At 58.4% G+C, this 24,289-nt stretch carries 22 protein-coding genes and 1 tRNA gene; 12 read left to right on the top strand and 11 right to left on the bottom strand.

The annotated features are described in order from the left end of the window. Positions 1–109: 109 nt before the first annotated feature. Positions 110–259: a hypothetical protein gene (locus I6F36_RS23120; RefSeq protein ID WP_167361666.1), complete on the top strand. Its 150-nt coding sequence runs from the start codon at positions 110–112 to the stop codon at positions 257–259. Between the two features lie 147 nt (positions 260–406). Continuing rightward, the gene (locus I6F36_RS39705; RefSeq protein ID WP_260345777.1) at positions 407–535 is read left to right on the top strand and encodes a hypothetical protein; all 129 of its coding nucleotides are present in this window, start codon (positions 407–409) and stop codon (positions 533–535) included. A 68-nt stretch (positions 536–603) separates the two neighbouring features. Here I6F36_RS39705 and I6F36_RS23115 read toward each other — a convergent pair whose 3' ends face one another. Both I6F36_RS23115 and I6F36_RS23110 read right to left on the bottom strand, forming a co-directional pair. Beyond that, on the bottom strand, positions 604–1,281 hold the full coding sequence (locus I6F36_RS23115) for a ParA family protein (protein ID WP_025032179.1): 678 nt from the start codon (positions 1,279–1,281) through the stop codon (positions 604–606). A 478-nt stretch (positions 1,282–1,759) separates the two neighbouring features. Next, the gene (locus I6F36_RS23110) at positions 1,760–2,110 is read right to left on the bottom strand and encodes a hypothetical protein (protein WP_225172229.1); all 351 of its coding nucleotides are present in this window, start codon (positions 2,108–2,110) and stop codon (positions 1,760–1,762) included. A 363-nt stretch (positions 2,111–2,473) separates the two neighbouring features. Between I6F36_RS23110 and I6F36_RS23105 the strand changes: the two genes are divergently transcribed. The 4 genes from I6F36_RS23105 to I6F36_RS23090 all read left to right on the top strand — a co-directional run bounded on the left by I6F36_RS23105 (position 2,474) and on the right by I6F36_RS23090 (position 5,575). Beyond that, positions 2,474–3,640 (top strand): CaiB/BaiF CoA-transferase family protein, encoded by a 1,167-nt coding sequence (locus I6F36_RS23105; RefSeq protein WP_225172228.1) that lies wholly within the window; start codon positions 2,474–2,476, stop codon positions 3,638–3,640. A 2-nt stretch (positions 3,641–3,642) separates the two neighbouring features. Then, positions 3,643–4,566 (top strand): CoA ester lyase, encoded by a 924-nt coding sequence (locus I6F36_RS23100; RefSeq protein WP_225172227.1) that lies wholly within the window; start codon positions 3,643–3,645, stop codon positions 4,564–4,566. Positions 4,567–4,725: 159 nt separating this feature from the next. Then, complete coding sequence (locus I6F36_RS23095) at positions 4,726–4,872, top strand: hypothetical protein (protein ID WP_157784037.1); 147 nt, start codon at positions 4,726–4,728, stop codon at positions 4,870–4,872. 316 nt (positions 4,873–5,188) lie between these two features. Further along, the gene (locus I6F36_RS23090) at positions 5,189–5,575 is read left to right on the top strand and encodes a nuclear transport factor 2 family protein (protein ID WP_225172239.1); all 387 of its coding nucleotides are present in this window, start codon (positions 5,189–5,191) and stop codon (positions 5,573–5,575) included. 32 nt (positions 5,576–5,607) lie between these two features. On the opposite strand, the gene I6F36_RS23085 is transcribed toward I6F36_RS23090, so the two are convergent. The 3 genes from I6F36_RS23085 to I6F36_RS23075 all read right to left on the bottom strand — a co-directional run bounded on the left by I6F36_RS23085 (position 5,608) and on the right by I6F36_RS23075 (position 7,433). Further along, positions 5,608–6,105, bottom strand: a complete 498-nt coding sequence (locus I6F36_RS23085) for a DinB family protein (RefSeq protein WP_225172226.1) — start codon at positions 6,103–6,105, stop codon at positions 5,608–5,610. A gap of 83 nt (positions 6,106–6,188) precedes the next feature. Further along, a complete protein-coding gene (locus tag I6F36_RS23080; RefSeq protein ID WP_036009526.1) occupies positions 6,189–6,665 on the bottom strand; it encodes an RES family NAD+ phosphorylase in 477 nt (158 codons plus the stop codon). Positions 6,666–6,674: 9 nt separating this feature from the next. Continuing rightward, the gene (locus tag I6F36_RS23075; protein ID WP_085969058.1) at positions 6,675–7,433 is read right to left on the bottom strand and encodes an antitoxin Xre/MbcA/ParS toxin-binding domain-containing protein; all 759 of its coding nucleotides are present in this window, start codon (positions 7,431–7,433) and stop codon (positions 6,675–6,677) included. Positions 7,434–8,646: 1,213 nt separating this feature from the next. Here I6F36_RS23075 and I6F36_RS23070 point away from each other — a divergent pair. The 3 genes from I6F36_RS23070 (at position 8,647) to I6F36_RS23060 (ending at position 12,495) form a co-directional block, all read left to right on the top strand. Beyond that, positions 8,647–10,746: a hypothetical protein gene (locus I6F36_RS23070; protein WP_225172225.1), complete on the top strand. Its 2,100-nt coding sequence runs from the start codon at positions 8,647–8,649 to the stop codon at positions 10,744–10,746. A 23-nt stretch (positions 10,747–10,769) separates the two neighbouring features. Beyond that, entirely contained in the window at positions 10,770–11,384 is a 615-nt protein-coding gene (locus I6F36_RS23065) for a hypothetical protein (RefSeq protein WP_225172224.1), read from the top strand. Between the two features lie 571 nt (positions 11,385–11,955). Next, on the top strand, positions 11,956–12,495 hold the full coding sequence (locus tag I6F36_RS23060; protein ID WP_225172223.1) for a hypothetical protein: 540 nt from the start codon (positions 11,956–11,958) through the stop codon (positions 12,493–12,495). A 113-nt stretch (positions 12,496–12,608) separates the two neighbouring features. On the opposite strand, the gene I6F36_RS23055 is transcribed toward I6F36_RS23060, so the two are convergent. After that, positions 12,609–15,626: a DEAD/DEAH box helicase gene (locus I6F36_RS23055; protein WP_225172222.1), complete on the bottom strand. Its 3,018-nt coding sequence runs from the start codon at positions 15,624–15,626 to the stop codon at positions 12,609–12,611. Beyond that, positions 15,626–16,273, bottom strand: coding sequence for a Hachiman antiphage defense system protein HamA (locus I6F36_RS23050; protein WP_225172221.1), 648 nt, complete (start codon positions 16,271–16,273; stop codon positions 15,626–15,628). The genes I6F36_RS23055 and I6F36_RS23050 overlap by 1 nt, the downstream gene beginning before the upstream one ends. 383 nt (positions 16,274–16,656) lie before the next feature. On the opposite strand from I6F36_RS23050, the gene I6F36_RS23045 reads away from it, so the two are divergent. From I6F36_RS23045 to I6F36_RS23035, 3 genes are all read left to right on the top strand, one after another. After that, entirely contained in the window at positions 16,657–17,382 is a 726-nt protein-coding gene (locus I6F36_RS23045; RefSeq protein ID WP_225172220.1) for a recombinase family protein, read from the top strand. Positions 17,383–17,386: 4 nt separating this feature from the next. Then, on the top strand, positions 17,387–17,644 hold the full coding sequence (locus tag I6F36_RS23040) for a hypothetical protein (protein WP_225172219.1): 258 nt from the start codon (positions 17,387–17,389) through the stop codon (positions 17,642–17,644). Between the two features lie 326 nt (positions 17,645–17,970). Then, positions 17,971–18,471, top strand: a complete 501-nt coding sequence (locus I6F36_RS23035) for a hypothetical protein (RefSeq protein ID WP_225172218.1) — start codon at positions 17,971–17,973, stop codon at positions 18,469–18,471. Positions 18,472–18,522: 51 nt separating this feature from the next. Here the strand turns inward: I6F36_RS23035 and I6F36_RS23030 are convergent, their stop codons facing one another. The 4 genes from I6F36_RS23030 to I6F36_RS23015 all read right to left on the bottom strand — a co-directional run bounded on the left by I6F36_RS23030 (position 18,523) and on the right by I6F36_RS23015 (position 24,011). Further along, complete coding sequence (locus tag I6F36_RS23030; protein ID WP_225172217.1) at positions 18,523–20,385, bottom strand: restriction endonuclease; 1,863 nt, start codon at positions 20,383–20,385, stop codon at positions 18,523–18,525. A 426-nt stretch (positions 20,386–20,811) separates the two neighbouring features. After that, positions 20,812–22,152: a hypothetical protein gene (locus I6F36_RS23025; protein WP_225172216.1), complete on the bottom strand. Its 1,341-nt coding sequence runs from the start codon at positions 22,150–22,152 to the stop codon at positions 20,812–20,814. A gap of 73 nt (positions 22,153–22,225) precedes the next feature. Then, positions 22,226–23,851, bottom strand: a complete 1,626-nt coding sequence (locus tag I6F36_RS23020) for a hypothetical protein (RefSeq protein ID WP_225172215.1) — start codon at positions 23,849–23,851, stop codon at positions 22,226–22,228. Positions 23,852–23,934: 83 nt separating this feature from the next. Further along, positions 23,935–24,011: transfer RNA gene (locus tag I6F36_RS23015), tRNA-His, on the bottom strand. Positions 24,012–24,289: the final 278 nt, after the last annotated feature.

Here is a 24,289-nt window from a genome sequence, read left to right as displayed (position 1 = left end):
TGGTTAACCGCGCCCCAACGGCCTTCGCAGCTGCCGCAATCCGTATCCACGTCTCGTTTACGTGACTGCGCCTATCGTTCTGTCCAAAGTTACCGAAGGGGAAATGACCATGGGGTATCGCACCCGGCCTACGGCCGCGAGCCAGTTCGCGCCCGCCGATCTCTTGAAGGGAATTCTCGTCGTCTCGTCGTTCGGGTTCTGGGCCGTGATGCTCGGCCTGATGCCGGTGCTGCTGTTTCGCGTCTGGCTGGTCGGCTGAAGCTGCGCGCGCGGGATGGTTAATCCGTGGTAGCACCTGTGTTCAAAATGCACGGGCAGATGCGATCCGGATCTTAAAACATCGCTGCTATCACTGACGTCCATAAGCGAAGAAATCGCGGGGGCGTTTGTGAATAGTCAGAATGAAATGGCGTCGCATTTCGACGCCGAACAGCAGGGCTTTAGCACCGAGGACATTCTCTGGGCCGTCGGCATCTGGTCGGTGATCCTGACCCTGTCGCCGGTCATCGTGTTCTACATGCTGATGGTGGCGTGAGCGAAATCAGAAACGCAAAACGCGCGGACTTCCGCGCGTTTTTCGCCGTTCGACATGATCAATGAAAATTAAGCTGCCTGCTTGTGCATTGCGCCGGAGGCCGACGCGGTGCCGCGGATAGCCTTGACCGAACGCTCGATCGCCGCCCAGAGCCTGGCGATTTCCTGAGCCGCACGGCTCTCGGCCTGATATTCGCGCGCGCCTTCGCCGTGGCTGAGCGCCATCAACAAATCCGAACGATTGGTGATCTGGCCGCCCCACACCGGAGCGCGGAATTTCGCCAGTGCTTCGCGGGCGATGGTGACGATCGGGCTTTCGGCTTCGTCGCGCTTGGCCGGGGCACCGTTGAGCACGACCGCATAGGGCTTGCGCGCGGCGCGGCACATCTGGATGGTTTCCTGCACGGCGTTGACGTCGAACACGCCGGGACGCGCCGGGATGACCACCATGGTGGCGTTCTTGATCGCGTCGTCGACGACGGCCGACAGGTTCGGCGGCGTGTCGATCAACACCCATTCATAACCGTCGCGCTTGGCCGCGGAGACGATGCCGCTGACGGAGTTGACGGCAGCCTTGATCGGGGGCTCGTTGGTGCCGCGGAGCTTGTGCCACAGCGTCAGGGAGCCCTGCGGATCGGCGTCAACCAGCATGACCTGCTTGCTCGCCTTGATCTGCGCGGCGAGATGCGCGGCGAGGGTACTCTTGCCCGAACCGCCTTTACGTGATGCGAAAACAATGACGTTCATACCTTCCGCCTCCAGATTGACCCCAGGCCGCGAAAATGAATCAGCGCGCTGATTCGTGAAAGAAAAATTTGTCGGGAGCTGCGCGACAGCCACGAAATAACAAGACGTGTTGGCTTTTGAGTCACACTGCTTCGCAGAACGGAGACACGGGCCGCATCGAAATGCCGCTCGGGCGCGCGTCTGTGCGTTTTTTGAGCAATGCGCGGGACAAAAGCGGAATGCAACCTTGCCGCGCAAACCTGCCGCGCGCTTTCTTTTCAGGGCGCACGCCCGTCAATCGATGCAAGCCTTCCGGCGCCGTGCGAACAAAACGAGTCCGCAATCTGTCGCGAAGCCGAAGTCAGGGCCGGAACGAGGAAGGCGCCCGATTGCGCGCCTTCGGCGGGGTTTCAAACCGGAACGCGCTGCTGGGCGCTCAGCCTTGGTCGCTGGGCGCTCAGCCTTGGCCGCTGGGCGCTCAGCCTTGGCCGCTGGGCGCTCAGCCTTGGCTGGATTTCTTCTTCGGCGCCGGCTTGGCGGTCTTCTTCGCAGCCTTGGGCGCGATCTGGGTCGGCTTGCCGGCGCGCTGCTCGCGCGGCGCCGGTCCGCGGCGGAAGAACACCGCGCATTGCGGCGAGAGCTGCGCCTTCCTCTTGATCATGCAGGCGGTGATGGCATCGACGTTCGGGACGAACTCGCCGCACAGCCGCATCGCGTCCGGCGTGCAGGCCTGCTGCTCCTCCTGGGTGTAGGCGAAACCGGCGCGCGGCAGCGCCAGGATGGCCAGGGCAAGCGCGAGGCTTGCAACGGCCAAGGGCTTTGCAAAGGACTTGAAGCGAAACGCCGGCATCGATCCCCCCACATCACGAGTCAGCGCGAATAGTGGGTGAACGGCTGTTCGTTGGCAACCGAGGGCAAGTGCGAAAGCCGGCACGTGTGCGCTCTCGGCAACAGGTCAGGGGCCTCGGCAGTTCCGGGAAAGGAAACGAAGGCGCCGCTGTCGGCCCCAAAACACAAAAGTGAGAAAACAACCCCATGCACAGTAGCCAAGTCATTGCAAACGCTCACGTCGCCGAATTTTAGGATTTTTCGAAGCCAAATTTGACTTGTCGGGCAAAACAGGGGCATCATGTCACCCTCAAAAAGATGCGCGTGGGGTGGCCGGCCTGTCTCCTGCGCTGGTCGGAAAAGCGCACACGAGGAGGACAATCACATGACGGGAAATGAAGCGGAGCTGCCGCTGTCGGGAGTTACGGTGGTTTCGCTGGAGCAGGCGATCGCGGCGCCGCTGGCGAGCCGGCACCTCGCCGATTGGGGCGCGCGGGTGATCAAGATCGAGCGGCCGGGCAGCGGCGATTTCTGCCGCGACTACGATCACGTCATGAACGGCATGTCGAGCCAGTTCGTCTGGACCAACCGCTCCAAGGAGAGCCTTGCCATCGACATCAAGAGCCCCGAGGGCCGCAAGGTGCTCGAGGCCCTGCTGCCGCGCACCGATGTGTTCATCCAGAACCTCGCGCCCGGCGCGGCCGAGCGGCTCGGCCTCGATGCCGCATCGCTCACGCGCAAATATCCGCGCCTGATCGCCTGCGACGTCTCCGGCTATGGCACTGATGGCCCCTACAGCGACAAGAAGGCCTATGATCTCTTGGTGCAGTGCGAGGCCGGCGTGCTCGCCATCAACGGCACCGAGGCGGAGCCGGCCAAGGTCGGGCTATCAGTCGTCGATATCGCCACTGGCATGTACATTCTGAACGGGGTGCTGATGGCACTGTATCGCCGCGAACGCACCGGCAAGGGCACGGCGTTCCAGGCCTCACTATTCGATTCCATCACGGACTGGATGAGCTATCCCGCCTTCTACACCGAGAGTACGGGCCGGCCGCTGCCGCGCACCGGTGCCAAGCATGCGACGATCGCGCCTTACGGCCCGTTCCGCGTCGGCGACGGCAACACGATCTTTTTCGGCATCCAGAACGATCGGGAATGGCGCTCGCTGTGCCGCATCGTGCTTGATGATGCCGACTTCGCCGACGACCCGCGCTTCCGCACCAATCCGCTGCGCATGCAGAACCGTGACGAGCTGCAGGCGCATATCGAGCAGCGCTTTGCATCGATGACCAGCGAGGAAGTGCTGCGGCTGCTGGACGAAGCCGCGATTGCCAACGCGCACCTGAACTCGGTCGAGGCTTTCTTAGCTCACGAGCAGCTGCATGCCCGCGCGCGGGTGAGAAGCGTGGGATCGCCGTGCGGGCCGGTGATGAGCTTCCTGCCCGCGCTCACCATTCCCGGCGTGACGCCGCGGATGGATCCGGTGCCTGATGTCGGCGAGCACAACGAGAAGATCCTCGGCGAACTCGGCCTCGTTAAGGGAACGTGAGAATGGCCTCGCAGCGCCCGACGCGGGCCTATCTCGCCGTTCCCGCGCATCGCGCTCGTGTCGTCGCCAAGGCGGCGGCATCATCGGCGGACGCGGTGTTCATGGATCTCGAAGACGCCGTGCCGCCCGCCGAGAAGGGCGTTGCGCTGACGGAAGCCGCCCGCGCGCTGTCCTCGCTCGACTGGGGCAGCAAGCACGTCGCGGTCAGGCTCAATGCGGTCGACAGCCCGTTCATCGCAGAGGAGATCCGCTGCCTGGCGGCCCTGCCCCGGCTGGATGCTTTGATCGTTCCGAAGGCGGAGCGGGTGAGTGACATCGTTGCCATCGCCGATCGCTTCCGCGCAGCCGCGCCGGATCGCGCCGCGCCTGTTGCGCTCGAGCTGCTGATCGAGACCGCGCTCGGCCTCGTCAATGTCGACGCCCTCGCCGCCTGCCACGACAGCGTGGCCGCACTGCATCTCGGCGTCGGCGACCTCGCGGCCTCGCTCGGCGCCCGTACCTCCGACATCGGCATCTCGCCGGATGGCTACCGCCACGTCGGCTCCGCGCAAAGCGGCTACGCCTCAGCGCCGCTCGACCTGTTCGCCTATCCGATGATGCGCCTGCTGGTCGCCGCCCGCGCCTGCGGCCTGCGCGCGATCGACGGCCCCTGCGGCGCGTTCCGCGATGCTGGGCTGACCGAGGCCAGCGCGCAAAAGGCCGCGGCGATGGGCTTTGACGGCAAGCAGGTGATCCACCCCGACCAGATCGAGCCGACGCTGCGCGCGTTCACGCCCTCGGCCGAAGAGCTGGCCCAGGCGCGGCGGATCGTCGAAGCCATGGAGCAAGCCGAGGCGCAGGGCCAAGGCGCGGTGACGCTGGACGGCAAGATGATCGACTACGCCAATGTGCGCATGGCGCGGAGGATCATTGGGCTGGGGTCGTAGCGCTCGGAGGCTGAGATGCCTGCGGCGCATCCTTCGAGACGCCCGCTTCGCGGGCCCTCAGGATGAGGACGGCCTGCGTGGCAGCAGTTTCGCGGGCACCGCTGCCGCTGATCCTCACCCTGAGGAGACCGCCACCGGGTCCGCGCGAAGCGTGGCCCGATGACAGGCTCCGCTGTCGTCTCGAAGGGCGAGGCGCTGGGCACGCCGCGCGCGGCGGTGGCGCTCGTGGTGGCGTTGCTGGTTCTCGCGCGGTCGCGTCCAAGCCACGACCAAGGCAAGCGGGCGACGCCGCGCGGCCTCGGATAGCATTGCCTCGATCAGCGCAGACCCAGGAACGAGAGCACCGCACCAATCACGACGACCAGCCCGATGATATAGATGATACCGTTCATGGCTCAGCTCCTCAGCGTTGTCTGTCCTGCCGCTGCTACAAACAGGCGGGAGCCTGAAAGGTTCGCCGGTACATCTCGCCATTTTCTGTCAGACGCGGGGAACGAAAATGTACCATCTGCTCCGCCGCGCCGGGGGCCGTGCCACTTCCAGATGATTTTGCCTTTGCACGCGAAGGTCGCTAGTCTCTCCTGATACGTTCAGGGAGGGGAATATGGCACAACGCGAAGAAATGCTCGCAGTGGTCCGGCGCGCCTATGCCGCACGCGACAATGATGATGCCGAGGGTCTGGTCGCCGCTTTTGATCCCAAGGGTCTGTTCACCTTGATGGGGGACAAGAATGCACTCGAATTGACGGGAAGCGTGGAGGGACACCCAAGCCTGCGTGGTGCCTTCAGCAAATTGATCGAAGACTTCGGTTTCGAAGGCCGCGAGATCCTGGCTGAGCTGGTTGACGGAGATAGGATCGCCATCCATTCCCGCGTCGACGTTCGATATCGTCCGACCGGAAAGGCGGTCAGCACCGAGATCCTGGACCTGTTCAGATTTCTGGACGGCAAGATCGTCGAGTTGATCGAGTTCGCGGATACGGCGCAGGTCAAGGCGATGATTTCCTGACGGACGCTGAGATGGATTGAAGCGCCCTCGCGCTAGGCCAGAAGATGAATGTCAGTCGGCTCCGGGTCTGCGCCCGCTGCCGTCAACATCGCGTGGACCTGACCTCGGTGGTGGGTTTGGTGATTGAAGAGTTGAACAGCAACCCGCGTCTTTGGCTTCTCGATCCGAGTTGAACCGTCTCCTGGATACCAAACAAGCATCCCGTTCAGGTCTGCGTCGCGCAATCGCGCTGACCACGCTTCGATTTCCTCGTTCCGTTGCAAGCGGAGCGCCTTGAAGGCCTCCCAATCCGAGGGATTTGCGAGGGAGTGCTTGATGGTTTCCTCCGGACGCGCGTTCCCTTTCAGCCGCTCCAGTATCAAGGCATCAGCCCAATAGAGATGGTTCAACGTAACTGCAATCGACTGGAAGAACGCCCCCCGATCCTTCCAGCGATCCTCGTGGGTCAGCCGGTCGGCGGCAGCTACCAAAGAGGCGTTCTGCCAAGTGTTGTAGCGGGCCATAAGGCGGCAGTATTCGGCTGAGATCATTTTCTCAGGGCTCCAAAGGTTGTCGATGTTGGCTGATCTCGGGACGTTGCCCTAGACGTGCGCAAAGCAGGAAACCATCAACCTCAGACTTTGCCCGTTCGCAGCCCAAACAGCCGCTCGTCGTGAGGATAGCGCCCGACATGAGACACGCGGATGCGCGCCGCACCCACGTGTCTCGGATTGATGAGATAGTTCTGCGCAAACGGTACGATGACCGACGGCACCGACACCACGGCCGTGCGCATCTCGTCGAACCACGGCCTCAACACATCACGTGTCACCCTGGGATTCCCGGCCCAATTCGGCGATACTCTCTCAATATCGCTCAAGCTCACCTTTTCGACAGCCAGGTTATCAGGCACGTCAATACGAAGCAGTTGGTAGCTGGTCGGCAAGTCCTCCACATCAATTTCCAGATGCACCATCACTTCGAGCAGCGCCGAAGCCGGATGATCCGCGGCGTAGACCACGTGCCGGCCGCGATCGTGCCAGCGGCCGTCGGCCTTCAGGCCGCCGATACCGGAAAGATCGTCGAAATTGGAGATCCGCCAGATCCGCACGCCGAATCCTCAAGCGAGGATGCCGTGATCGATCCGATGCAACATCTCCTCAACCACGCGCGCTCCAGCCTCCGTCGCGAGGTATGCGAGCGGCGTCTCTCCGCCCAGCGCCTTCTTCGGCTTGCGCAGCCAGCGGTGCGCCTTTGCCGCATCGCCGAAGACATTTGCGGCGAGCCGGTCGACCCGCGCCAGCCGAACGGCCTTGTCGGTCTCCTCGACCGTCAGCGGCTCGCCGTCCGACAGCCGCCGCGCGAGCGTGCGCTTGGGCACGACGAGCGCGTGGATTTCGTCATCGCTGTAATTGGCAAGGCGTTTAAGCGCAGCGGGCTCGATGCGAAACAATCTGTTGCCGTCGATCACGACGTCGAACAGCTCGGCCGAGGAGTGCGCTTCATCCGCGGTTCTGCCGAGCCCGAGCGACGGCGCATCGGTGATCGTCGAGAGCCCCGTGACCGCATCGAAATGCCCTCGCACGACAACAGCGCCGGGTTGCGGTTGATAGGTCTGGTCCGGCTCAGCGGCGGAGAGGCGTTCAAGCCCTGCCGAAGGAGATTTACGAGACCCCCTCTTATGGTCAGGCCGCTGAGTAAGGGCCGACGCTGCAATCGCCTTGATCTGCTTGCTAGTCTGGGAGCCGGGGGCGCGAACGCCCCGCGAAGAATCTCGAGCAACGCCTTTGCCACTACGCTCGTTCTTACCCATAGTTTCTGCCTCGGCAGCCTCCTGCCAAATGCCAAAATAATCTTGCCAATTGGCATCTAAGCACATGCAGTGATGGATTCAAGCGTCGTCGCACTTGGGCTCAAACCGCAATCCGCGGGCGATCACCAAGTAGCGGTGAGCAATGCCCCGCCAACATTTTGGCTGGTCTAACGATGCGTCGAAATTCAGCGGTCGGAGCAATGCTGCATCGCGCGCCAATCACTGCGATCGTTGGTACAGTTGGGTGGGTACTGCCATCACCGCCTTAGCACACTGATTTTTCTAACGAATTTAGGCGCCAGCTCGTTCGTTTTGTACCACGGTTTTGTATTGGCGTATATGACCGAGCGTCTTCAAGAAAATTGCACACCCATTATCGCAGTCCCACAACCCAACGCGCTCCAATCGCGAACGAGGCGGCGATCCGAGGCGTTCGACAAGCCCTTGAAAGCCCAATTTGTCTCCCAACCCTTGCTCGAACAGCTTACCCCATCGCTAATGCTGTTCCGTGATCCTTTCCGAAGTCTCCCACGTGTCGAGCTAAGCCGCTGGGACAAGGCATGCTCTTCTTCCCCAGGGCGCTCAGACCACCCGACGCCGACCCTAGGCCTGACCCAGATGCGACGGTCGGTCGGATGGAGGCGCCGTCCCGCACGGTTCGCGTCTCCAAGTCGGATTGAACAATCCGGTGTAACTCGTGCCGCTGTCCTTCGGTGCGTAGTCGCTCGGGTGAGAGGGCACCGCCAGATGGTGGGCACAGAACGCGAAACGGGTTCTCGCTTCTGCCGGGGCTGCTTCCGAAGCGCGCGCAATTCGTCGCTGCTGATGGGGGACCACTTGGAGACCGCGCTTGTACTGGCATCTTGGTACCCCAAGAATGACCTAGGCTCCTTCGCGCCTAGGTCGCTACCCCAGCACAGTCAGGTCGCTTCGGTGTGCCTTCTTGATTTTTCTGCGGGTCAGCCGACTGAGACCGTGAGCCGCGTGGCCCTAGCGCAAGGGCACACGAACGAAGCGGCGCCGCGAAGCTGGCGAGCGATACTAAATACTGAGAAATTGATCTTAAAAAAGGTAGGGCAATCCTTAAAGTCCGTGCGATTACCAGCGTTTAATGTAGGGCGGTCGATTGCCTTTCGACCCACCGAATGCGAATTGCATATTCCTGCAGCTTGTCAAAGTTTGCGACGCCCCTCCTGAACAACCTTGACGAGCGATGACTCGTGCGACTTAATACAGACCTGCGGTTTTTTGGTTACATCGCGGATTTGGGGGGGCGCATATGCGTATGAGTCGGCCCGCAGTTTTATTTCTTTCTATGTTATTTGTTTGCCTGCCCGGAAGCAGTCAGTCTTTTATTGGGAACGTTAAATTAGGTAGCGTCCAACTACCCTGCGCGGTCGGGTGCGGCGGCTCTCGTGGCGTTGTGAACTTCGGGTTTGCCGGCGACGCGGTTAATAGCTTTATCTCTGGGCCATCAATCGACGCATTTCGCGAAGCTGCAAACCAAGCTGCTGACCGTGCGACAAAAAGCCTAGACACCATTCTTACACAGCAGAAGGCTGATTTCTTTCAATCCCTGGCGAAGTTTACAGAAGCACAAAGGACCGCCCTTATCACTGATCTCAACACAGCTACGCAAAGTGCGCTGGGAGATTTGGACATCGTCTTGCAACGCCAGTTGCGCGAAGCCGATCAGCTGTTGGAAACTCGGTTAGGCACGCTGGACGTCGTCCTAAATCAGAACACGCTCGCACTGAGCAGCGCTCTTAAGCGAGTTCTAGTTTTTGCACTCGTGCTTGGAACTCTTGCCTACGCTACGTGGGTCTTCTATCAAAGTTGGTTTGTTCAGAAACGCCCCCTCCGCGCCTACTTGCCCAAATTGATGGTCGTTGGGGTCCTCTTTATTGGTTTGGCCGGGCTCGTATACGTCGTTAACGCAATTAATGACTCTTGGGCTCGCAGAGAACTAGTTGCACAATTTGACGATTTCTATGGAAAAGCGCTCGAGCAACAGAAGTTTTTCTATGCGGTATACTACGCCACGCAACTTCAATACATTGATCGCTTTGATGTTCGGTATACTGCGCGAGCGGAGAAGGCCCAGCTTTTACGAGATGTGTTCAGCAGGCCAGCGCTCTACAAAAGTCAAAACGGAGCACGCGAGTTGCTCGCGCGAATCGGAAGCGCTCAAAAAGCGTTCTATCGCTCAACTAAACAGCTTGATACCGACCTGAATATCCTGCTTGGATTTGCAACCTGGCAGCGCGGTGACGATCGGTTTTCAGAGTACGTTGCTGCCTGTATATTAGCCGATCAAATCGCACACGCGAAGAGCAGCACGCAGGTCGAGAAACCTACGTTACTGCCTTTGGCCTACTATTATTTGACCGCCTATCTCTCAAACCCTTTGCCAGATAGCGTCATTGCCAAACTGTATCAGGACAATGAGCAGATTGCAGCGGACCAAGTCTTCGTCGCGTTGAATTCAACGCCCGATAGTGCGGCTCTTTCCCCTCTCAGGCGGCGATACAAGGTTACAGAACTGCAGAGTGTGGTTACCGGCGCGAAGATCGACATCGAAGAACTGGCTAGGTCAAACTCCCTCTACGCATACGTCCGGGTCAGTTTGGAAACAGTAAAAACTTACCGCGCGGTCGTCTCGCAATATTCTGAACTCCTCAGATTGCAGGGGCAATTATCACTCACCCCCGAAGGGCCGTCAAAGAATGCGTTGCGCGCGAGTATCCGAGCGGCTGGGAAGACTATCGTAGAAGAATGGAATGCTTACGAAACGTTCCTCAACAAAGCCGACTATGCTGATCAAACGGCAAAGTTGAACAACTTTCGGGGGCTTTGGCCTATCTACACAAGGGGCTTGGGCGCAATGCAGATAAAGGACAACACGGACAACCTGATTACTCCGGCGACGGAGGACCGCGGCATACACAGGAAGTGGCTTTTCAATGTTGTTCAAGCCTCCGTTCGAGAAACGACCTATCAGCTTGTTCGCACCACCACACAATCCGATTACACAAACATTGATGGTAGGCTGGGAGGCCTAGAAAAGGCAGTTCGCGATTACTTCGATGCCTTGAACAAGGGTAAGCAATTGATCGGTCAGGCAGGCGCGGCTGCGGAAGCGGCTACCGCAGCAATAATCAACTCCGGAGGTGTGGTAGCGACTGAGTCATCCGCACTTGGTATCTTCGGATGTCGTTCGTCGACGAACGCCAAGTTCGCATGCGATTTCCAAGGCTCTCTGCCAGAACCATTTGGCACCCTGTTGTTTCGGGAAACGTCTGGCCTGGACGAAAAGGTTGTCAATGTGGGCCCGGTTGTTTCTCGGCTGGTCTCCACACGAACGATACCAGCTTTCTAAGTTGCCAACCTAGCGGATTGTGAATGCTGCTTCCTGAAAGACCATGGGACGCCCTATTTTTTTTAATTGCCGGTTTGTTTTGCCAAAATGCGTATGCCGCAGATCAGAAGACTTGCGAGCAACTATGTCTAGATCGAGCTAAGTCTTGCTTCGTCATTCAAGATCATAATGCTTTGCTAAGTGCAGCTCTTGCGGAGTTTCGCCGAAATCTGGTGACGCCCACTTCCTTCGTTTTGAGAAGCGATGACCTCAGAAAGGCTTTCGCGGTAGAAGATGACCACTGCAACAGAGGTGACATTATAGTCTATGAGCGAAGTATGCAGAATGTGGGCCCGATCTGCAGCATAAAGTTCTCGGTGCAACCAATCCGATTGTTGTCGATCCCAGCCGAAATTCGACTTCCTCACTATCTCGAAGCTGCTGTTGAGCGAGACACCGACAAAGTGGTCATCAGCTTCGGAGCGCATAGAGGTCCCAATCTGTCCCTAGGAGGATCTTTACTTGAGTATCTGCTCACTGGCGATCTAGTTGAGGCTGCGTTGACCACCGATGCGGCATTACTCACGATTCAGCCGAAATACGGTTCCGCCACCTGCATAGAATACGGATTAAAGCCGATTCATAGGAGGACCAAGTGATGGGGCGAATTCGCGCAGTGCTAGCTCTTGCGACGGTTTTGATTTATGCATCATACGGTGGCAACGCCAGCGGGGCGAATTGCGGCCCCGGCGAATGCTGCTGTGCGACGATGGGCGGCGGCGGTGGGTATATGTGCAGAGATAAGAGCCTTTGCACTGATGCGGCGAACGGCACCTGTTATGACGACTCAAACTGCAAACAAGGCAACAAGGGATGGCAATGTAGCTAGAATCCTGGCCTAGTTCGGGACTTAAGCTCTTTCTAAATTCGGTTCGCGAGCGATAGCCTTAGAAGCGTAGCTCGAACGTAAGCAGGGTTATCGAAGGCAGCTATGGCTTTACCCACACTTGTGAAGAACGACCGCCCGGCAGGAGAGCTGCCAGCCGACGTAGTCTTGCTGCAACACGAATCCAGAAACGATCCGGAGGCAAGTCCGGACGTTCTCCGTGCTTGAGGTCTTGGACAGCAATCTTCAGAACAGCGGCGTACTCGTCTCGGCACCACGGAGAGACATTTACGATGACGGCACCCGTAATCGCACGCTCAGGCTGAGCGGACATAGGATCAACGATGCCGGATATTCTAGACGAGACGCTTTCCGACATGGGCACGATGCGTGAAGCAATCGCGTTCAGGTTCTGGTGGTATTACCACCTCACACCAGTTCGAAATGTCGATGGAATCCGCCAATTTGGCATCATTACAAGCCAGGACAAAGCGGCGCCGCCTCAAGCGGAGAAGTACCTCGGCGCCGATGCGGGCAAGATCATATGTCTCAACCCTCTCGGAACGAAATGCGTGCCAAACGCGGTGCAGGTCGGCCCCTATATCTGCCTCGCGCTCTCTATCGAAACGCTGCCTCACAAGATTGGACTTGATTGGTCATACGATGGTGCGGTTGGCATCGCCCAAACACTGCGCGACGAGCAGCCAAGCCGTCCCATTCGCGATATTTTCCTGGAAGCGATTTACCGGTGGGGGTCAATGGTGTCCTACGAGCCCATCCGGCCGGATGGACTTCGCGTTTGCTGTACAGATTGCCTGCCACATGATCCTCGCCGGTGGCCAACGCTTGTGAGCGTTTCGAATGAAATGCTCATGCAATTTTAGCCGCAGGAAAACCAGGCTTCCCTCGATCCATTACCAAACCGAAGATGGGTGCCTCGCACTATTTCGCCGGCAACAACAATGAATCGGTCAGGTTATCGACGTGGGCGCAATTTTCAGTTACTGGGCGCAGCCGACGAACTCTCTCGCAGCCGGCGGTGAAGCGCCCTGAGCGATGGATCCACCCTCCGATTGTCCGCACCTCGAACAACCCGCTCAATCTCGGACCAGTTCTTGCTCACAAACCAATCTGAAATGTCCGCCAAAACCTTCTCGCGCTTGTAACGCTCAGCAAGCCGAGTGGCATCAACCCTCTCCATCCCCAAGTCGAGAACGAGTTGAAGCGCATTAAAGTTCGACACCCCTTCAGCTGCAAGAACTGATAGCGCACTCAGGCCATCGCCCACGGTGATCGAACGAAGCCTTGCCTCATATTGTAGCAACTCGTGCATCCCAAAGAGCCCCCAAGGAAGCAGGTACTGCATCCGACCATAGACGTTGCTGACCATCCGACCAAAAGACGCGCCTCTCTCCGATTGGAAATTGGATAGAGGGATACCGCGGATCCATTTCTCAGCTAGGAATGCAATAGCACCTCCCAACGCGGCTCCCTCGAACGCGATAAGATGCTTGGCCACGGGACCAATTAAATAGCCCAAACGTTCAAAATTTCGAACATACCCTCCAACCACGATGCTGCCGAATTGCTCGAGTTGCCAGTTTTGGCGTGTCCTCAGCCAGCTATAGAGGATGTGCTGTGCTTCTAGAGACCAGCCCACCCGCGCCGCCACTTCAATAAACTCCGGATCGCCAGCGGTGGCGCGAGACACTACTCGCCTTTGCTGTTCACCCAACGCCGTCGCAAATTTCATGGTGGATTCTGGCAGTTGACGAGAAGCGAGCAGTTCGTTCGTAAATTCCGGCGCTTCTTGCTTATTGACGGAAACCAGGCCGCTCGAATTAGCGTGGGCGTATCCAACCCGGACGATGTTTATCAGCGCCCGAATTGCCTTAGCCTCCTCGGTTGCTCGGTTGTCTACTTTGATCGCAGCGAGCGAGACATCCTCTAGAGAGGCGAAGTCTATCTTGCCTTCGCCTATCAGACGGTCCAGTCGCTCGATCCCAAGCGCCAGCGCAGACCGCACCGGGGGAATATCGGCTAGATCTGCCTTCATATAGTCTTCGAGGCGATACTCGGTCAGACCGTCTACCCAGAGGCTCGGCCGAAACAGTATGCAATGTCCTTCTGAGTCGACACCAAATCGCCCTGCACGGCCCGCGATGTTCCACAAAGCGCGTGGGCTGAGCTCAAACTTTTTGGATGCCAATGTTTCAACGACGACTGTAGAGAAGGGGAAGTTGACGCCCTCGGCTAACGTTGTCGTCGCGCAGATTACATCAACCTTCCGGCCTCTGATTGCCTCCTCGAGGCCTTGTCGCACTCGCGGTGGCATTTGCGCGTGATGAAATACAACTCTCTTCTGATAGTACCCGCGCAGTTCTGATTCAGGATAAAGTTCTCTTTCAATCCAGGCATCCAAGCGTTCAGAAACATCGTCCTTGACGTCTTGGATCTCGCTGCGCAATTCAGCCACATAGCTTGCGACTTCTTCCGCCGCCGCGGGACTCGAACACAGCACGAGTACAATGCCGCTCTTCGACAGATGGTTGGCAAGAACCGCCAAGCCTCGTCGTTGGTTAATCGGCAGAGCCCCGTCTGGCAGTAACGTGTAAGGCACAGAACTGAAGTCAAGGATCGCGCCACCACGGGCGGTTCTTTCCAGCACGCCCACTCTGAGTTTGCTCGTCCGCCAGTCGAGCATTACGGAGTGCGACGCTCCGTTTAGCGAAATCCAGTCCGTAAGATCTGCAATGTTTGGAGCGACAGCGGATAGCTGAACTATTCTGGCGCTATTGGAGACCATCTTTCGGAGGCGCCATAAGTAGAATTCGAGGAGTACTCCACGAGGGCCCTGCTCGATGTGATGCGCCTCGTCGACCACCACAAGGCAAACGCGCTTAAGGAATGCGGGGTCAATGCGCAGCAGTAGATCCGCTCTTTCGGGCGTAAAGACGATGACGTCCGCCTCATCGGAAGAAATCGGCATCCGGTCGTGCGCAACTAGATGCGCGCCTGCCTTTAGAACCTTAAGCCCCACCCCCCCAAGCGACGTTTGGAGGTCCTCGCTAACCTGGTGAACGAGGGCTCGGCTGGGACAGATATACAGAACTTTCCACTGCGGATTCTTCGCTACCGCGTCAGCGATCAACAACTTCGTCAGAGCAGTCTTGCCCGTGCCGGTCGGCGCAGCGAAGCCAAAGCTAGAAATATTCTGATCGAGCAAACCCTCGTCCAGTGCGCGAACCTGAGCAGGCCACAGCTCGAGCGGAAGCCCAATTGCTCGCATGTTGGGCGCATCAAGGGGCGACAGGTTGCGGACGACATTCAACGAGCTGTTCGTTTCACGCAGCTCCACAAGCCGAGCTATGGCTTTCAGGTCGTCGCCCGTTAAACCAATTGAATAGTGACCGGCGATGGTAGTCAATGTGTCGAAATATTCAGAGAGCCCCTCACTATTGCCTCGCTGGAGGCGAATAGCAGCCTCCTGGACAACGTCGGCGATAGCTTGCTCGAAGGTGGAATTCCAGGCGCTGCCAATTGCCGGCTCCGATTGCAGTCGCGACTGAGCTTCCTCGGGATTCAAGACCATAGACCCCCAAAGCGACTGAGGAGCGCGGCTGAAGAACTCGCGGATGCGCGGATCAAATCCATTTCTAGCCACAAATGAAGCACTGGCTCCCGGAAGGCCGGCCAAATCATAAAGCACGACCGCCTTGAAGAGAGCGAGATGCGCTTGCTCGTGTTCAGTTTCTCCGGACACAGCCAGAGAGGCTTCTATATCTCCAGCTAATTGACAAAGAAGACGAGCAGCCCCTTCACGGGGCGATTCCCAGCTGGAGGCGCTCCCAATCACCGCTTGAGAAAACCGCTTCAGCTTGGCTCTTTGCTGACGAGACAGTGGTTCACGCTCCAAGCCGAGACGAACGAGAAGAAGATTTCGTTCAAGCTGGCGATACCCATCTTGAAACCACGGCTGTGTGATGCAGGGAGTTAGATCTGACGGTCCAAACATCACGTAAGCGCCTTCTTGAGCGCGTCCCAATAGCCGTAGCTCTCAGCGGCAAGTGAGGCCAAGTCTGTTACTACAAGCGCATAATAATCAAAGGGTGCGGCGCACGAAGCAGTGAGAATGAAATCGTCGTCATCCCTATTCACCGTTGATGCGTTTGTGACGCTTACGCCGAGAAGCTTGAGATCGGCTGGTCCTGGGGGGGTTAGGTCCGATCGGATTTGCCGCTGCTCAGCTTCCGAGAAGTTCTCAGTCAGATTATCGCGAATGCGGGCGAACTCGAAGCGAGGATCGTCTAACGAGTACGTGTTCAACGAGCCAATCATCTGACTGAGTATGCCAGACTTGTGTTTCCTGGTGCGGGTGGCAGCAGTTGGCAGGATGCTCGTCTTCGCTTCTACGAAAAGATATCGGAACGGTTGATGGCCCGTATTCGTGAACAGGCCATCCATTTTATGGACGTTCGTGTTTTCAGACGAGGTCAAAGTAAGTTTGCTGTAGAGGCGCCGGTAGCCCAACTGACTTTCAATGAAATGCGCCGCCAGGATTTCTCCGCAATGGCTGTTTCGAAATGACGGAGATGTTGGTGCGTTGGCGGCCAAGTCTAAAACCGCTTCGAGAGCAGAATTGCCCGAAACAAAATCGGTCACTATCCCTTTCACGTTCCGATAGTGATATGGAAGCTGACCCGAGAGGTGCTTGCCTAGGGTGTAGCCCTTGTGCGAGTCGTGGAGGACCGCACGTGTCCCGCCCCTGACCGCAGTGAGCTTTCCGTCTGAAATAGTTATTGCAACTTCGGAAGCGACGAAGGGGCTAAAGCGGCCAGTCATAAGAATCGCCTGAAATCAACGTCAGCACAGTCGCTCGGAATGCGCGAGCTGTCGATAAATAGCAACCCGAGTATACTAATTGCCTAACGCGCTCGCTCGGCGTCTTACCCGATTGCATGCCTGTGATTCCGTTCAGGCGATTGCGTAGCTGCCAGAGACTCTGTATCTTTTTCTCAGGAATACGATACATAGCTGGAACGCAAGTGATTGTAAAATCTTCTAAATCTGTTAAGGCATTTGCCTATCTCAGGACATCATCAGCGACCAACATAGGGGAAGAGAAAGACAGCGGCCGGAGGCAGCTTCAGGCCGTAGAAGCATTTGCGAAGCGGGCCGGCATCGACTTGGTGGGCACTTACCACGATGAGGCGGTGAAGGGCTCTGACCCTATCGACACACGGCCGGGGTTTGCGGAGATGCTGGAGGCTTTGGAGGCGAACGGCACCAAGACCATCATTGTCGAGACTGCCAGCCGATTTGCCCGCGACCTTATGGTGCAGGAAGTTGGTTATGCCATGCTGCGGGCGCGGAGCATCGAGCTTATCGCAGCGGACAGCCCAACATCATTCCTTGATGACACCCCCACGGCCCGCTTGATCCGACAGGTCCTCGGCGCTGTCTCTGAGTTTGAGAAGGCGATGCTGGTCGCGAAGCTCAAGGGGGCCCGAGACCGCAAACGTAGAACAGGTCTGAAGGTCGAGGGTCGCAAGTCCATCGCGGAGCAGCGGCCTGAGACGGTTGAGCTTGCGCGGCGATTGGCCCGGTCGCGCCCCAAGGGAGGCAGGCGCTCGCTCCGCGAGGTCTCAGCCGCGCTTGCAGCGGCCGGTCACACGACTAAGACCGGGAAGCCATACGCGGCCACGGCGATCAAGCTCATGTTGGGTCTTGAGAAGCGCGAGCGCAACAGTGGAAAAAAGAAGGAGGACTGAGCACATGAAGCGCATGATGAATATCATTTCGAAGGAGGGCCGAGCCTTGTGGGTGGGCGTATACGAGACGAGCGAGGAAGCAATCGCTGCCTTTATCCGCGAGGTAACCGTCGAGGATCAGCAGTGCGCGAGATGTGACGCCGCGCCTGCTACGCGCTGGTATGAGGACGTGACCGACAATGACGGAACAGGAAATCTCCAAGTCCCTGTATGTGACGAGTGCTTCAAGGCAACTCTGGTCGTTGTAGGGAACAAGAGCTAACGCGCGGCGATGGCGGTCGCAATGTCATGGATGCACCTGTAGCCGCTCCGGTGTTCAGGTCTTTGCCGGTTTGATCGGTTCCGACGGCATTGAGGCTCCCTTGAATGAGCCTCTCCGATGACACCGGGATCCTAATTCGAGCCGACCCACTATCCCGATTTCAAACTGCTCAGCTTCAAGCGGCGAGCCGCCGCCGACGTAACTGCAGCCGCGCGTTCAAGAGTAAGGTTTGACGTCCGCTATGCTCCGTTGAAAACAGAACGGATGAGACAACAATAGGCTTCAATGGGCATATGCGGCACTCATGAGTTGGAGAGAGCGATGCCGTGACCGAGACGAAACAAGAGCGCAGGCGCAAACCGCCGCCGGAGCCAGAGCACACGCTACTCGCGACTGTGAAATCGGTCACGGTAAGTTACTACGTGGGAAATCACGGCGATGGCGTCTCCGACGAAGCCATCACCGATGTGCTTTGCGACATCGTTGCGATCACGCCCAACATCCCCAAGCATCTCGGCAAGGAACTGACCTGCTCGCTCATGTGCTCGCGGCAATATGGCCGCGTCGATGATCCCGACGAAAAGGGCTGGCCGCGCATTGGTAAGGGGCAGACCGTTCCGGAAAGGCCTTTCTTACTCAACATGCGCCTCGACAAGGATGTAGGAGGGTTGTCCGCCTACCTGCCCGAGGCTGCATACTGGGCATTGCAAGCTGACTTGAAGAGTGGGCGGTTGAAGTTCATCGAGGCGAAATTCATCAGACCGCGGCGTGGCTATGGTGATCTGACCAGCATCTACTTCTCGGAAAACCCGCCGGAGGAACTGTGAACAGCGGCGGCAAGCATGTTGCTCCGAACACCCCCTCCGCGCTGTGTAACATCAAGATTGGGGCGCTATCCTGAAATCGTAGCCGTGCTTGCCGAGCAGTGCCAAGAGGTTGGGTCCATCGATCAACGTAAGGGGCTTGTTCGCAGCCCATTCGTGCGCGTCCCGCCCAAAGTGACTTGTAGTCACGAGTATGCCCCGGTTGGCGCCTTCGTTCAGCACGGTGCCGTAAAGCTCCCTTACAGCAGCTACGTCAACAGTGTTGGAGTAGCGCTTGGCTTGTACCACGAACTTCCCCCCGTGCAGCGGGTCTGAATTGAAGATCACCGCGTCCACCCCTCGATCCCGGCTGGCTCTCGTAATCTTCACCTCTGCATTCTTGTCGGCATACTCCTTTGCCAATAGCTCGCGAATGAGGTGCTCGAAGTCCTGCCAGTCCATAGCTGCGAGGTTCTGCCCCTGTGCCATGCCGTCGAGCACGTCTCTCCCTGCAACAAATCTCTCGTCTTCCTTATCGAGCCGAATGGCTGGCTCAATCGGCACCACCTCGGCCACGTTGTACACATAGGTGCCTTTGAGTGCCCGAAAGGCTTCTAAGGCATCCGCACGCTGCACGTTGAAATCGATGATGTCCTGTTTCTGAACAGCGAGAGCCGCCACAAACGCGTCTTTCAGCTTGCCCGAGGCTGGCTCGAAGAACCGTGACCAGCAGTTAACCGCAATCCTGTCTACATCATCCTGAAGGTCGTTCCGGGCAACGTGATGAGCAATCTGTAGCGCAATGGCTGGCACATAGCGCCGAAGGGTCGTCTCGGCGTCCCGCTTGGCTGGCGCACGCTTGCTGTCTTGTCGCACCACCGAAACGTCAGGCAGCGATGGTACGCATTGGTTTACTTGAAGCACTCGGTCTTGCTGATCATAAAGCACTTCCCACGGATAGTCGTCCGGGAGCGGCAAGGTGATGTTGCATAGCGCAAGCTCAAAATGGCCGCGCACACCATCACTGCTTCGCCCTCTATAACGCTGATTGACCGCTCGGATGGGCTGAGTAGCCCGCTGGCAGTCCCTTTCGTAAGTCTCCTTTGCTTGCTCGAACTCTCGGCGAAGGGCCGCTTCAGCATCTCTCCACTTCAAGCTCAGATCAGCGAGGTAAATCTCCATGAGGTCGCGCGCTTCGACCGCCGCTGCATACTTGTCATGGAAGGTGGTGTGTAGCTGCCGCGCTTGCGAGTTGAGCAAAGTCACACGGTGAATTTCCGCTTCGTATGCCTTTGCCTGCAGTTGGTCCCCAGCATCCACCTCTGTTCCATTAAAGGTCACGAGGCGCACTGGCGTGTCCGGTGGAGCTGCGATGCTGGGGAAGTTCGGCTTCTGTGCTGGCGCATCGGTCTGCGAGTAGCGGAAGACTGGCGGATCACACGGGAAGTCGCACGCGGCTGCGGCCCGATCATAGACGTTGGTCATATCGGCACCGCCCCCCATGAGGACATCGGCTGAGGTCAGGTTGACCTTACGGGGCTCGGTGTTGTCCGACAGGGAGGCCGGATGTGGGCGGGCAAGCTCGAACATATGTGCTGGGTAGTGGTACCCTCGAAACCGGGTATCCACTGCTCTTGGGAGAGCAGGCCGGTAGGCGCTTGCGGCGGCCACGTAGTCGTCCAGGAGAGCGAAGGCGCGGCGAAATGCATCAGGGTTGGGTATGCCGACCACTCTGACGGGGTTCTCTGCTCGGTATGACTGGGCCCGCTCGTATTCCTGCTGGGCCACACGTTCGGCCCTCTTGCTGGCCAGAGCTTCTCGCTGGTCAGCTACGGCTTTCGAAGCGGCACCCAGACCCCTGAATAGCCCTTGCAGGACCAGAAAGGCCCCGTAGCCCACCACGAGCAGCACCGCACCTGCGACGATCAGATGGTTCATCCCCCGAGCTTCTCCCCCATAGGCGGAGGACTTCCGCACGCGCGCCGCCCTCCACCCGCTTTGTTATATTATCGCCACAGCCGGAACTTGCGAGACTATCGGCCCGAAATCTAAGGTGCCATACCGCCCCAAGACTTCTGGGAAGACCACCGCGGGCGTTTGGGCGAGCCGCCCCCCGAGAAGCTGAAGGAGCCACAAGCTCACCGTAAGCCACCGCTGGGCCGAATAGGCCCACCGGAGCCACTACCGACGACGTCCCCACATTGTCATAAACTGATAAAACGTTTCCAGGGTACCTGTGTAGCCTCCGCGTTCCCTGCCTTCTTTTTTCATCAATCATCATCCCCCTTTCCTCTTCTCCCTTGTCCCTCCTGTCTCCCCTTCTTTGTCTCCCCCCAGCTGTGCATCCCCCTTGTTCCTCCCTTCTCAGGGAAGAGATGGTCGATTGATTTTCAGTAGAGGTGTCACTTCCAGCTGGGACCGGAACGTCTCTCTGAGCACCGTATACGCTGTATCGGCCCCTTGATCGGGTACGATCAGGCTGTCGTGGACGCTTAGGCTCGGTATCTGATGCTCCCTCTTCAATTTCAGCATCGTCGAAATCATCACATTGCTTTCAAACCACATCAGGCCCGCCCAACCATTGGTGTTATGGCTGAGGGGCTGGCCCCAAGTCTCAAGGGCGGGATACTTGGCCAGAGCCGCTTTCGTGATAGTCGAGACGCGGTGTTGCTTCAGCTCCGGGGACTTCTGAAGCATGCGTGGTGGCCATCGGACGATGGGCTTCGCATTACCGAAGGTAGCAACCATCCAAGCCTTTACGGCGCTGCGGTGCTCAGGTCCGAGACCGGGCAGCTCATAGGGATCACCTTCGGGAAGCTGGATACCGCGCAATGACAGGAAGATTGTGAGGTAGCTTGCGCGGATGTCTATCTCTGCAACCGGATCACCATTGATAGTCATCCTGAGCCGCTTGGCCGCATTCATGACTTGGTAGCTGTCTGAGAAGTGCTGGCTGTAGAGCCGCCCGCCCATATTCCAATAGAAGTGCGGGTCATCGCCGTTGTGGAAGAGGCGCACATAGCCATGGTGCTCTCCACCGCGCAGCTTGTGTTGCGCGAAGAACTCGTTCAGCTCCCTCACTTGCTCTTCGATAGCATTGGTGATGCCATCTCTCTCGAACGGCATGGGCTTGCCCGGTGGCCTAATCGTCGACCAGTACGAGACCTCCTTGGCCGCTCGAAGCACCAGCACCACCTTCGGAAGGTCATACTCGAACTCGAAGTGATCGTGCACTCTCGCGGGATTGACCGACCGTTCCTTCGAGAAGGCCAGCAGGGCGGGTGTTGCGCGAAAGCGTGCCGCGTACTTTCCCTTGTCATCGTCTGATACCTTGTGGCCGTCGATGTGTTCGAGCAGCGCGAGACGCCGGAAGCCATCCACGAGTTGCGAGAAGGTTCGGAAGGAGACCTTGGCTCCGGTGAAGGACTTTGCGTGCATGCTTCGATAGACCCACGGGTTGGGGTCTGGCTCGTCCTGGCCGTACGGCCGAAGGAGGTCCGCCAAGAACGCCCCAACGGCATACCTGAGTTTTTCCGTGGTGTTCTGCCGCTTGTTGGTTCGTGCACCCGTCGCCAGAGCATGCTCATCCACCATGTCCGCCAAGGAGCTAACGAGCAGCTCGGCATGTTCTGAGATGGGGTGCGCGCGCAAGCGGGCGTGTTTTGCAGCTTGAAGTTCTTCTTGGTCGATAAGAACTGGCGTCATTTCTTCCTGTCGTCGCGGGAATTGTTTCGTTTGCCTGCAGTCGGCGCGCAGCAGCCCTTGGTGGACGACCAATTCATTCCAGAGAGTAGCGCGGGAACTTCTTCAGAGCGTGGGCCATCGCGGTCACATTAGGCGTCCCGTACTTCCGCCCTTCAGTGGCTTGTGTATGACCCGTGATGGCGTCGTTCATCTTCTCCGGTATCCCGACTTCGTCAGCAATGCGCTTGAACGTGTGACGCCAAGCATGATTTGGGCTGATGTGAGGATCATCGACACCCAACCCACGAACCCAAGTCCCCAGATGTGCGCGCGCCGTGTCAGACCGAGGCCGCGGGGGCTTCAGCGGATCTACAATGGGCCGTTGCGGTGTCTTATCGTTGTAGAACAATGCACCCTTCCCCACCTGCTTGACCATCTCAATGAAGCCTTGAGCAATCAGGTGTTCGTGGATGGGCACAACACGCGGCTTTCCCGTCTTGATCGTGCCGGCCTCGGGCGTCAGCTTCATTACGTAGAGGCCCTTACGATACTCAACGTCGATCCCGCGCAACTGCGTGATTTCGCCCGGTCTTGCCCCAGAGTACGCACAGAGCCAGGGCACCCAGCGGCGTGTTCTCTCTGTGGGCGTGATAGGCTTTTCAATGGCCAAGCTGGCGTTGAGGATGATCTTTGCCTCAGCGTCCGTGAAGCTGCGGCCATCTTCTCGTGTCTGCGCCTTGCGCGGTACATCGACGCGAACTTCCTTGAACGGATTTTGTCCAATTTTCTTGTGCTCGCGCGCCCAGCCGAACACACGACGGGCAGAGGACAACCAAATCTCGCGAACAGTTATTGCCTGACGTTCTTCGCCGATCAGACCACGTATCCAATCGCGCGCGGCGTCCTCCGTGATGCCATTTGCGCCGACCTCAGCAAACTGGCGTTGCATCTCAAGGAACACGGCGCGCCATCTGATCACCGTCTTGTCGGCGGGCTTGACCGCAAGGACGAACGCTTCGAACAATTCCCAGCAGCTCACGCCCGAAGCCCGCGCGGGACCGTCCCTAAACTCAGGGAAAGTGCTGGGGTTTTCATCGCGTGAGTAGTCACCATTGGCCCGCTTCTCCAGCACCGAGAACGCGGGTAAGAGGTTGTCGCTGACAGCATCCACAAAGAGCGCGTACGCTGTAGCGTTCAGGGCGATGCCTTCGCTGGCCAGAAATGTCGCGACCCGCGCCTGCTCGGCGACCCTTGGCCGCACCGCTTCGCGAACTTCAGGCTCCTTGGCCCAATCCCAGTGAGGATCGGACCTTGGGTCTTCCTCGTAACTGTCGGGAGCCTCTGGCCCGATCACTTCCCATATGAACAGGTCTCTCAACTCCCGCCAGACCTTCGCAGGTCCGGGATCGTTCTCGTACTGGGCGACAAACCAGTTGTACCATCGGCCGGCGAGCGCGATTGCGTTGAGCTTCGTGAGCGGCTGCCCCTCGCCCTTTCGCTGAGAGCGGAGTGTGGCAATGCGTGTTTCGACCTCAGCAGCCCATTCACCAAGGCGAGCCTTCGCCTCATGACGGGGCGTATCGGCGGAGAGCTTCAGGTGAGCTTCGCGCTTGGTCCCATACAGGCGTTGGTAATCTTGTCGGACATCCTCGGGGATGACCTTCCGCGCAAACCATCGGTTATCTGGGAGCCGGTTTAGTGAGACCATTCGCAACGCCATTTGTGCAGCCTTTTGTATTTTGGCGGCGCAAATACGTTAGGTCCATCAGTAAGATGCCGGGATTGCGGGGGAATTTTCCAACTTGGTACAGTTGGGTGGGCTCGAACCACCGACCTCCTGTTCCACAGACAGGCGCTCTAACCAACTGAGCTACAACTGCATCCTTGCGAGCCGCGCCTTGGGCTGCCTGAAAAGGCTTGATGCCTGAGGGGGCTGGACGGGGCGGAAACTAGGTGCAACGGCCGGGTTTGGCAAGGCCGCAATGGGGTGAAAAACCGGGTGAAAGCACCCTCGGTGCGGGCAAATCGGGCGGTGGCGGGCATCGAGGTGTTGCGCTCCCCCCTCGAGGCAGGGCACCGCATATGACGCTGGCGCTTCGGACGCACAAGCCTCCACATCGTCATGGCCAGGCTTGTCCCGGCCATCCACGGCTTCTGC

The sequence above is a fragment of the Bradyrhizobium sp. BRP19 genome (genome assembly GCF_020194195.1).
GTDB classification, from domain to species: domain Bacteria; phylum Pseudomonadota; class Alphaproteobacteria; order Rhizobiales; family Xanthobacteraceae; genus Bradyrhizobium; species Bradyrhizobium yuanmingense.
The sequence above is the reverse complement of the archived record's forward strand: the minus strand, read 5'-3'. Positions and strand labels throughout refer to the sequence as shown.

Excerpts from the sequence above, each read along its gene's own strand:
- I6F36_RS23120 (WP_167361666.1), top strand. The coding sequence starts at position 110 with ATGGGGTATCGCACCCGGCCTACGGCCGCGAGCCAGTTCGCGCCCGCC.
- I6F36_RS39705 (WP_260345777.1), top strand. The coding sequence starts at position 407 with ATGGCGTCGCATTTCGACGCCGAACAGCAGGGCTTTAGCACCGAGGAC.
- I6F36_RS23115 (WP_025032179.1), bottom strand. The coding sequence starts at position 1,281 with ATGAACGTCATTGTTTTCGCATCACGTAAAGGCGGTTCGGGCAAGAGT.
- I6F36_RS23110 (WP_225172229.1), bottom strand. The coding sequence starts at position 2,110 with ATGCCGGCGTTTCGCTTCAAGTCCTTTGCAAAGCCCTTGGCCGTTGCA.
- I6F36_RS23105 (WP_225172228.1), top strand. The coding sequence starts at position 2,474 with ATGACGGGAAATGAAGCGGAGCTGCCGCTGTCGGGAGTTACGGTGGTT.
- I6F36_RS23100 (WP_225172227.1), top strand. The coding sequence starts at position 3,643 with ATGGCCTCGCAGCGCCCGACGCGGGCCTATCTCGCCGTTCCCGCGCAT.
- I6F36_RS23095 (WP_157784037.1), top strand. The coding sequence starts at position 4,726 with ATGACAGGCTCCGCTGTCGTCTCGAAGGGCGAGGCGCTGGGCACGCCG.
- I6F36_RS23090 (WP_225172239.1), top strand. The coding sequence starts at position 5,189 with ATGCTCGCAGTGGTCCGGCGCGCCTATGCCGCACGCGACAATGATGAT.
- I6F36_RS23085 (WP_225172226.1), bottom strand. The coding sequence starts at position 6,105 with ATGATCTCAGCCGAATACTGCCGCCTTATGGCCCGCTACAACACTTGG.
- I6F36_RS23075 (WP_085969058.1), bottom strand. The coding sequence starts at position 7,433 with ATGTGCTTAGATGCCAATTGGCAAGATTATTTTGGCATTTGGCAGGAG.
- I6F36_RS23070 (WP_225172225.1), top strand. The coding sequence starts at position 8,647 with ATGCGTATGAGTCGGCCCGCAGTTTTATTTCTTTCTATGTTATTTGTT.
- I6F36_RS23065 (WP_225172224.1), top strand. The coding sequence starts at position 10,770 with ATGCTGCTTCCTGAAAGACCATGGGACGCCCTATTTTTTTTAATTGCC.
- I6F36_RS23060 (WP_225172223.1), top strand. The coding sequence starts at position 11,956 with ATGCCGGATATTCTAGACGAGACGCTTTCCGACATGGGCACGATGCGT.
- I6F36_RS23055 (WP_225172222.1), bottom strand. The coding sequence starts at position 15,626 with ATGTTTGGACCGTCAGATCTAACTCCCTGCATCACACAGCCGTGGTTT.
- I6F36_RS23040 (WP_225172219.1), top strand. The coding sequence starts at position 17,387 with ATGAAGCGCATGATGAATATCATTTCGAAGGAGGGCCGAGCCTTGTGG.
- I6F36_RS23030 (WP_225172217.1), bottom strand. The coding sequence starts at position 20,385 with ATGAACCATCTGATCGTCGCAGGTGCGGTGCTGCTCGTGGTGGGCTAC.
- I6F36_RS23025 (WP_225172216.1), bottom strand. The coding sequence starts at position 22,152 with ATGACGCCAGTTCTTATCGACCAAGAAGAACTTCAAGCTGCAAAACAC.
- I6F36_RS23020 (WP_225172215.1), bottom strand. The coding sequence starts at position 23,851 with ATGGCGTTGCGAATGGTCTCACTAAACCGGCTCCCAGATAACCGATGG.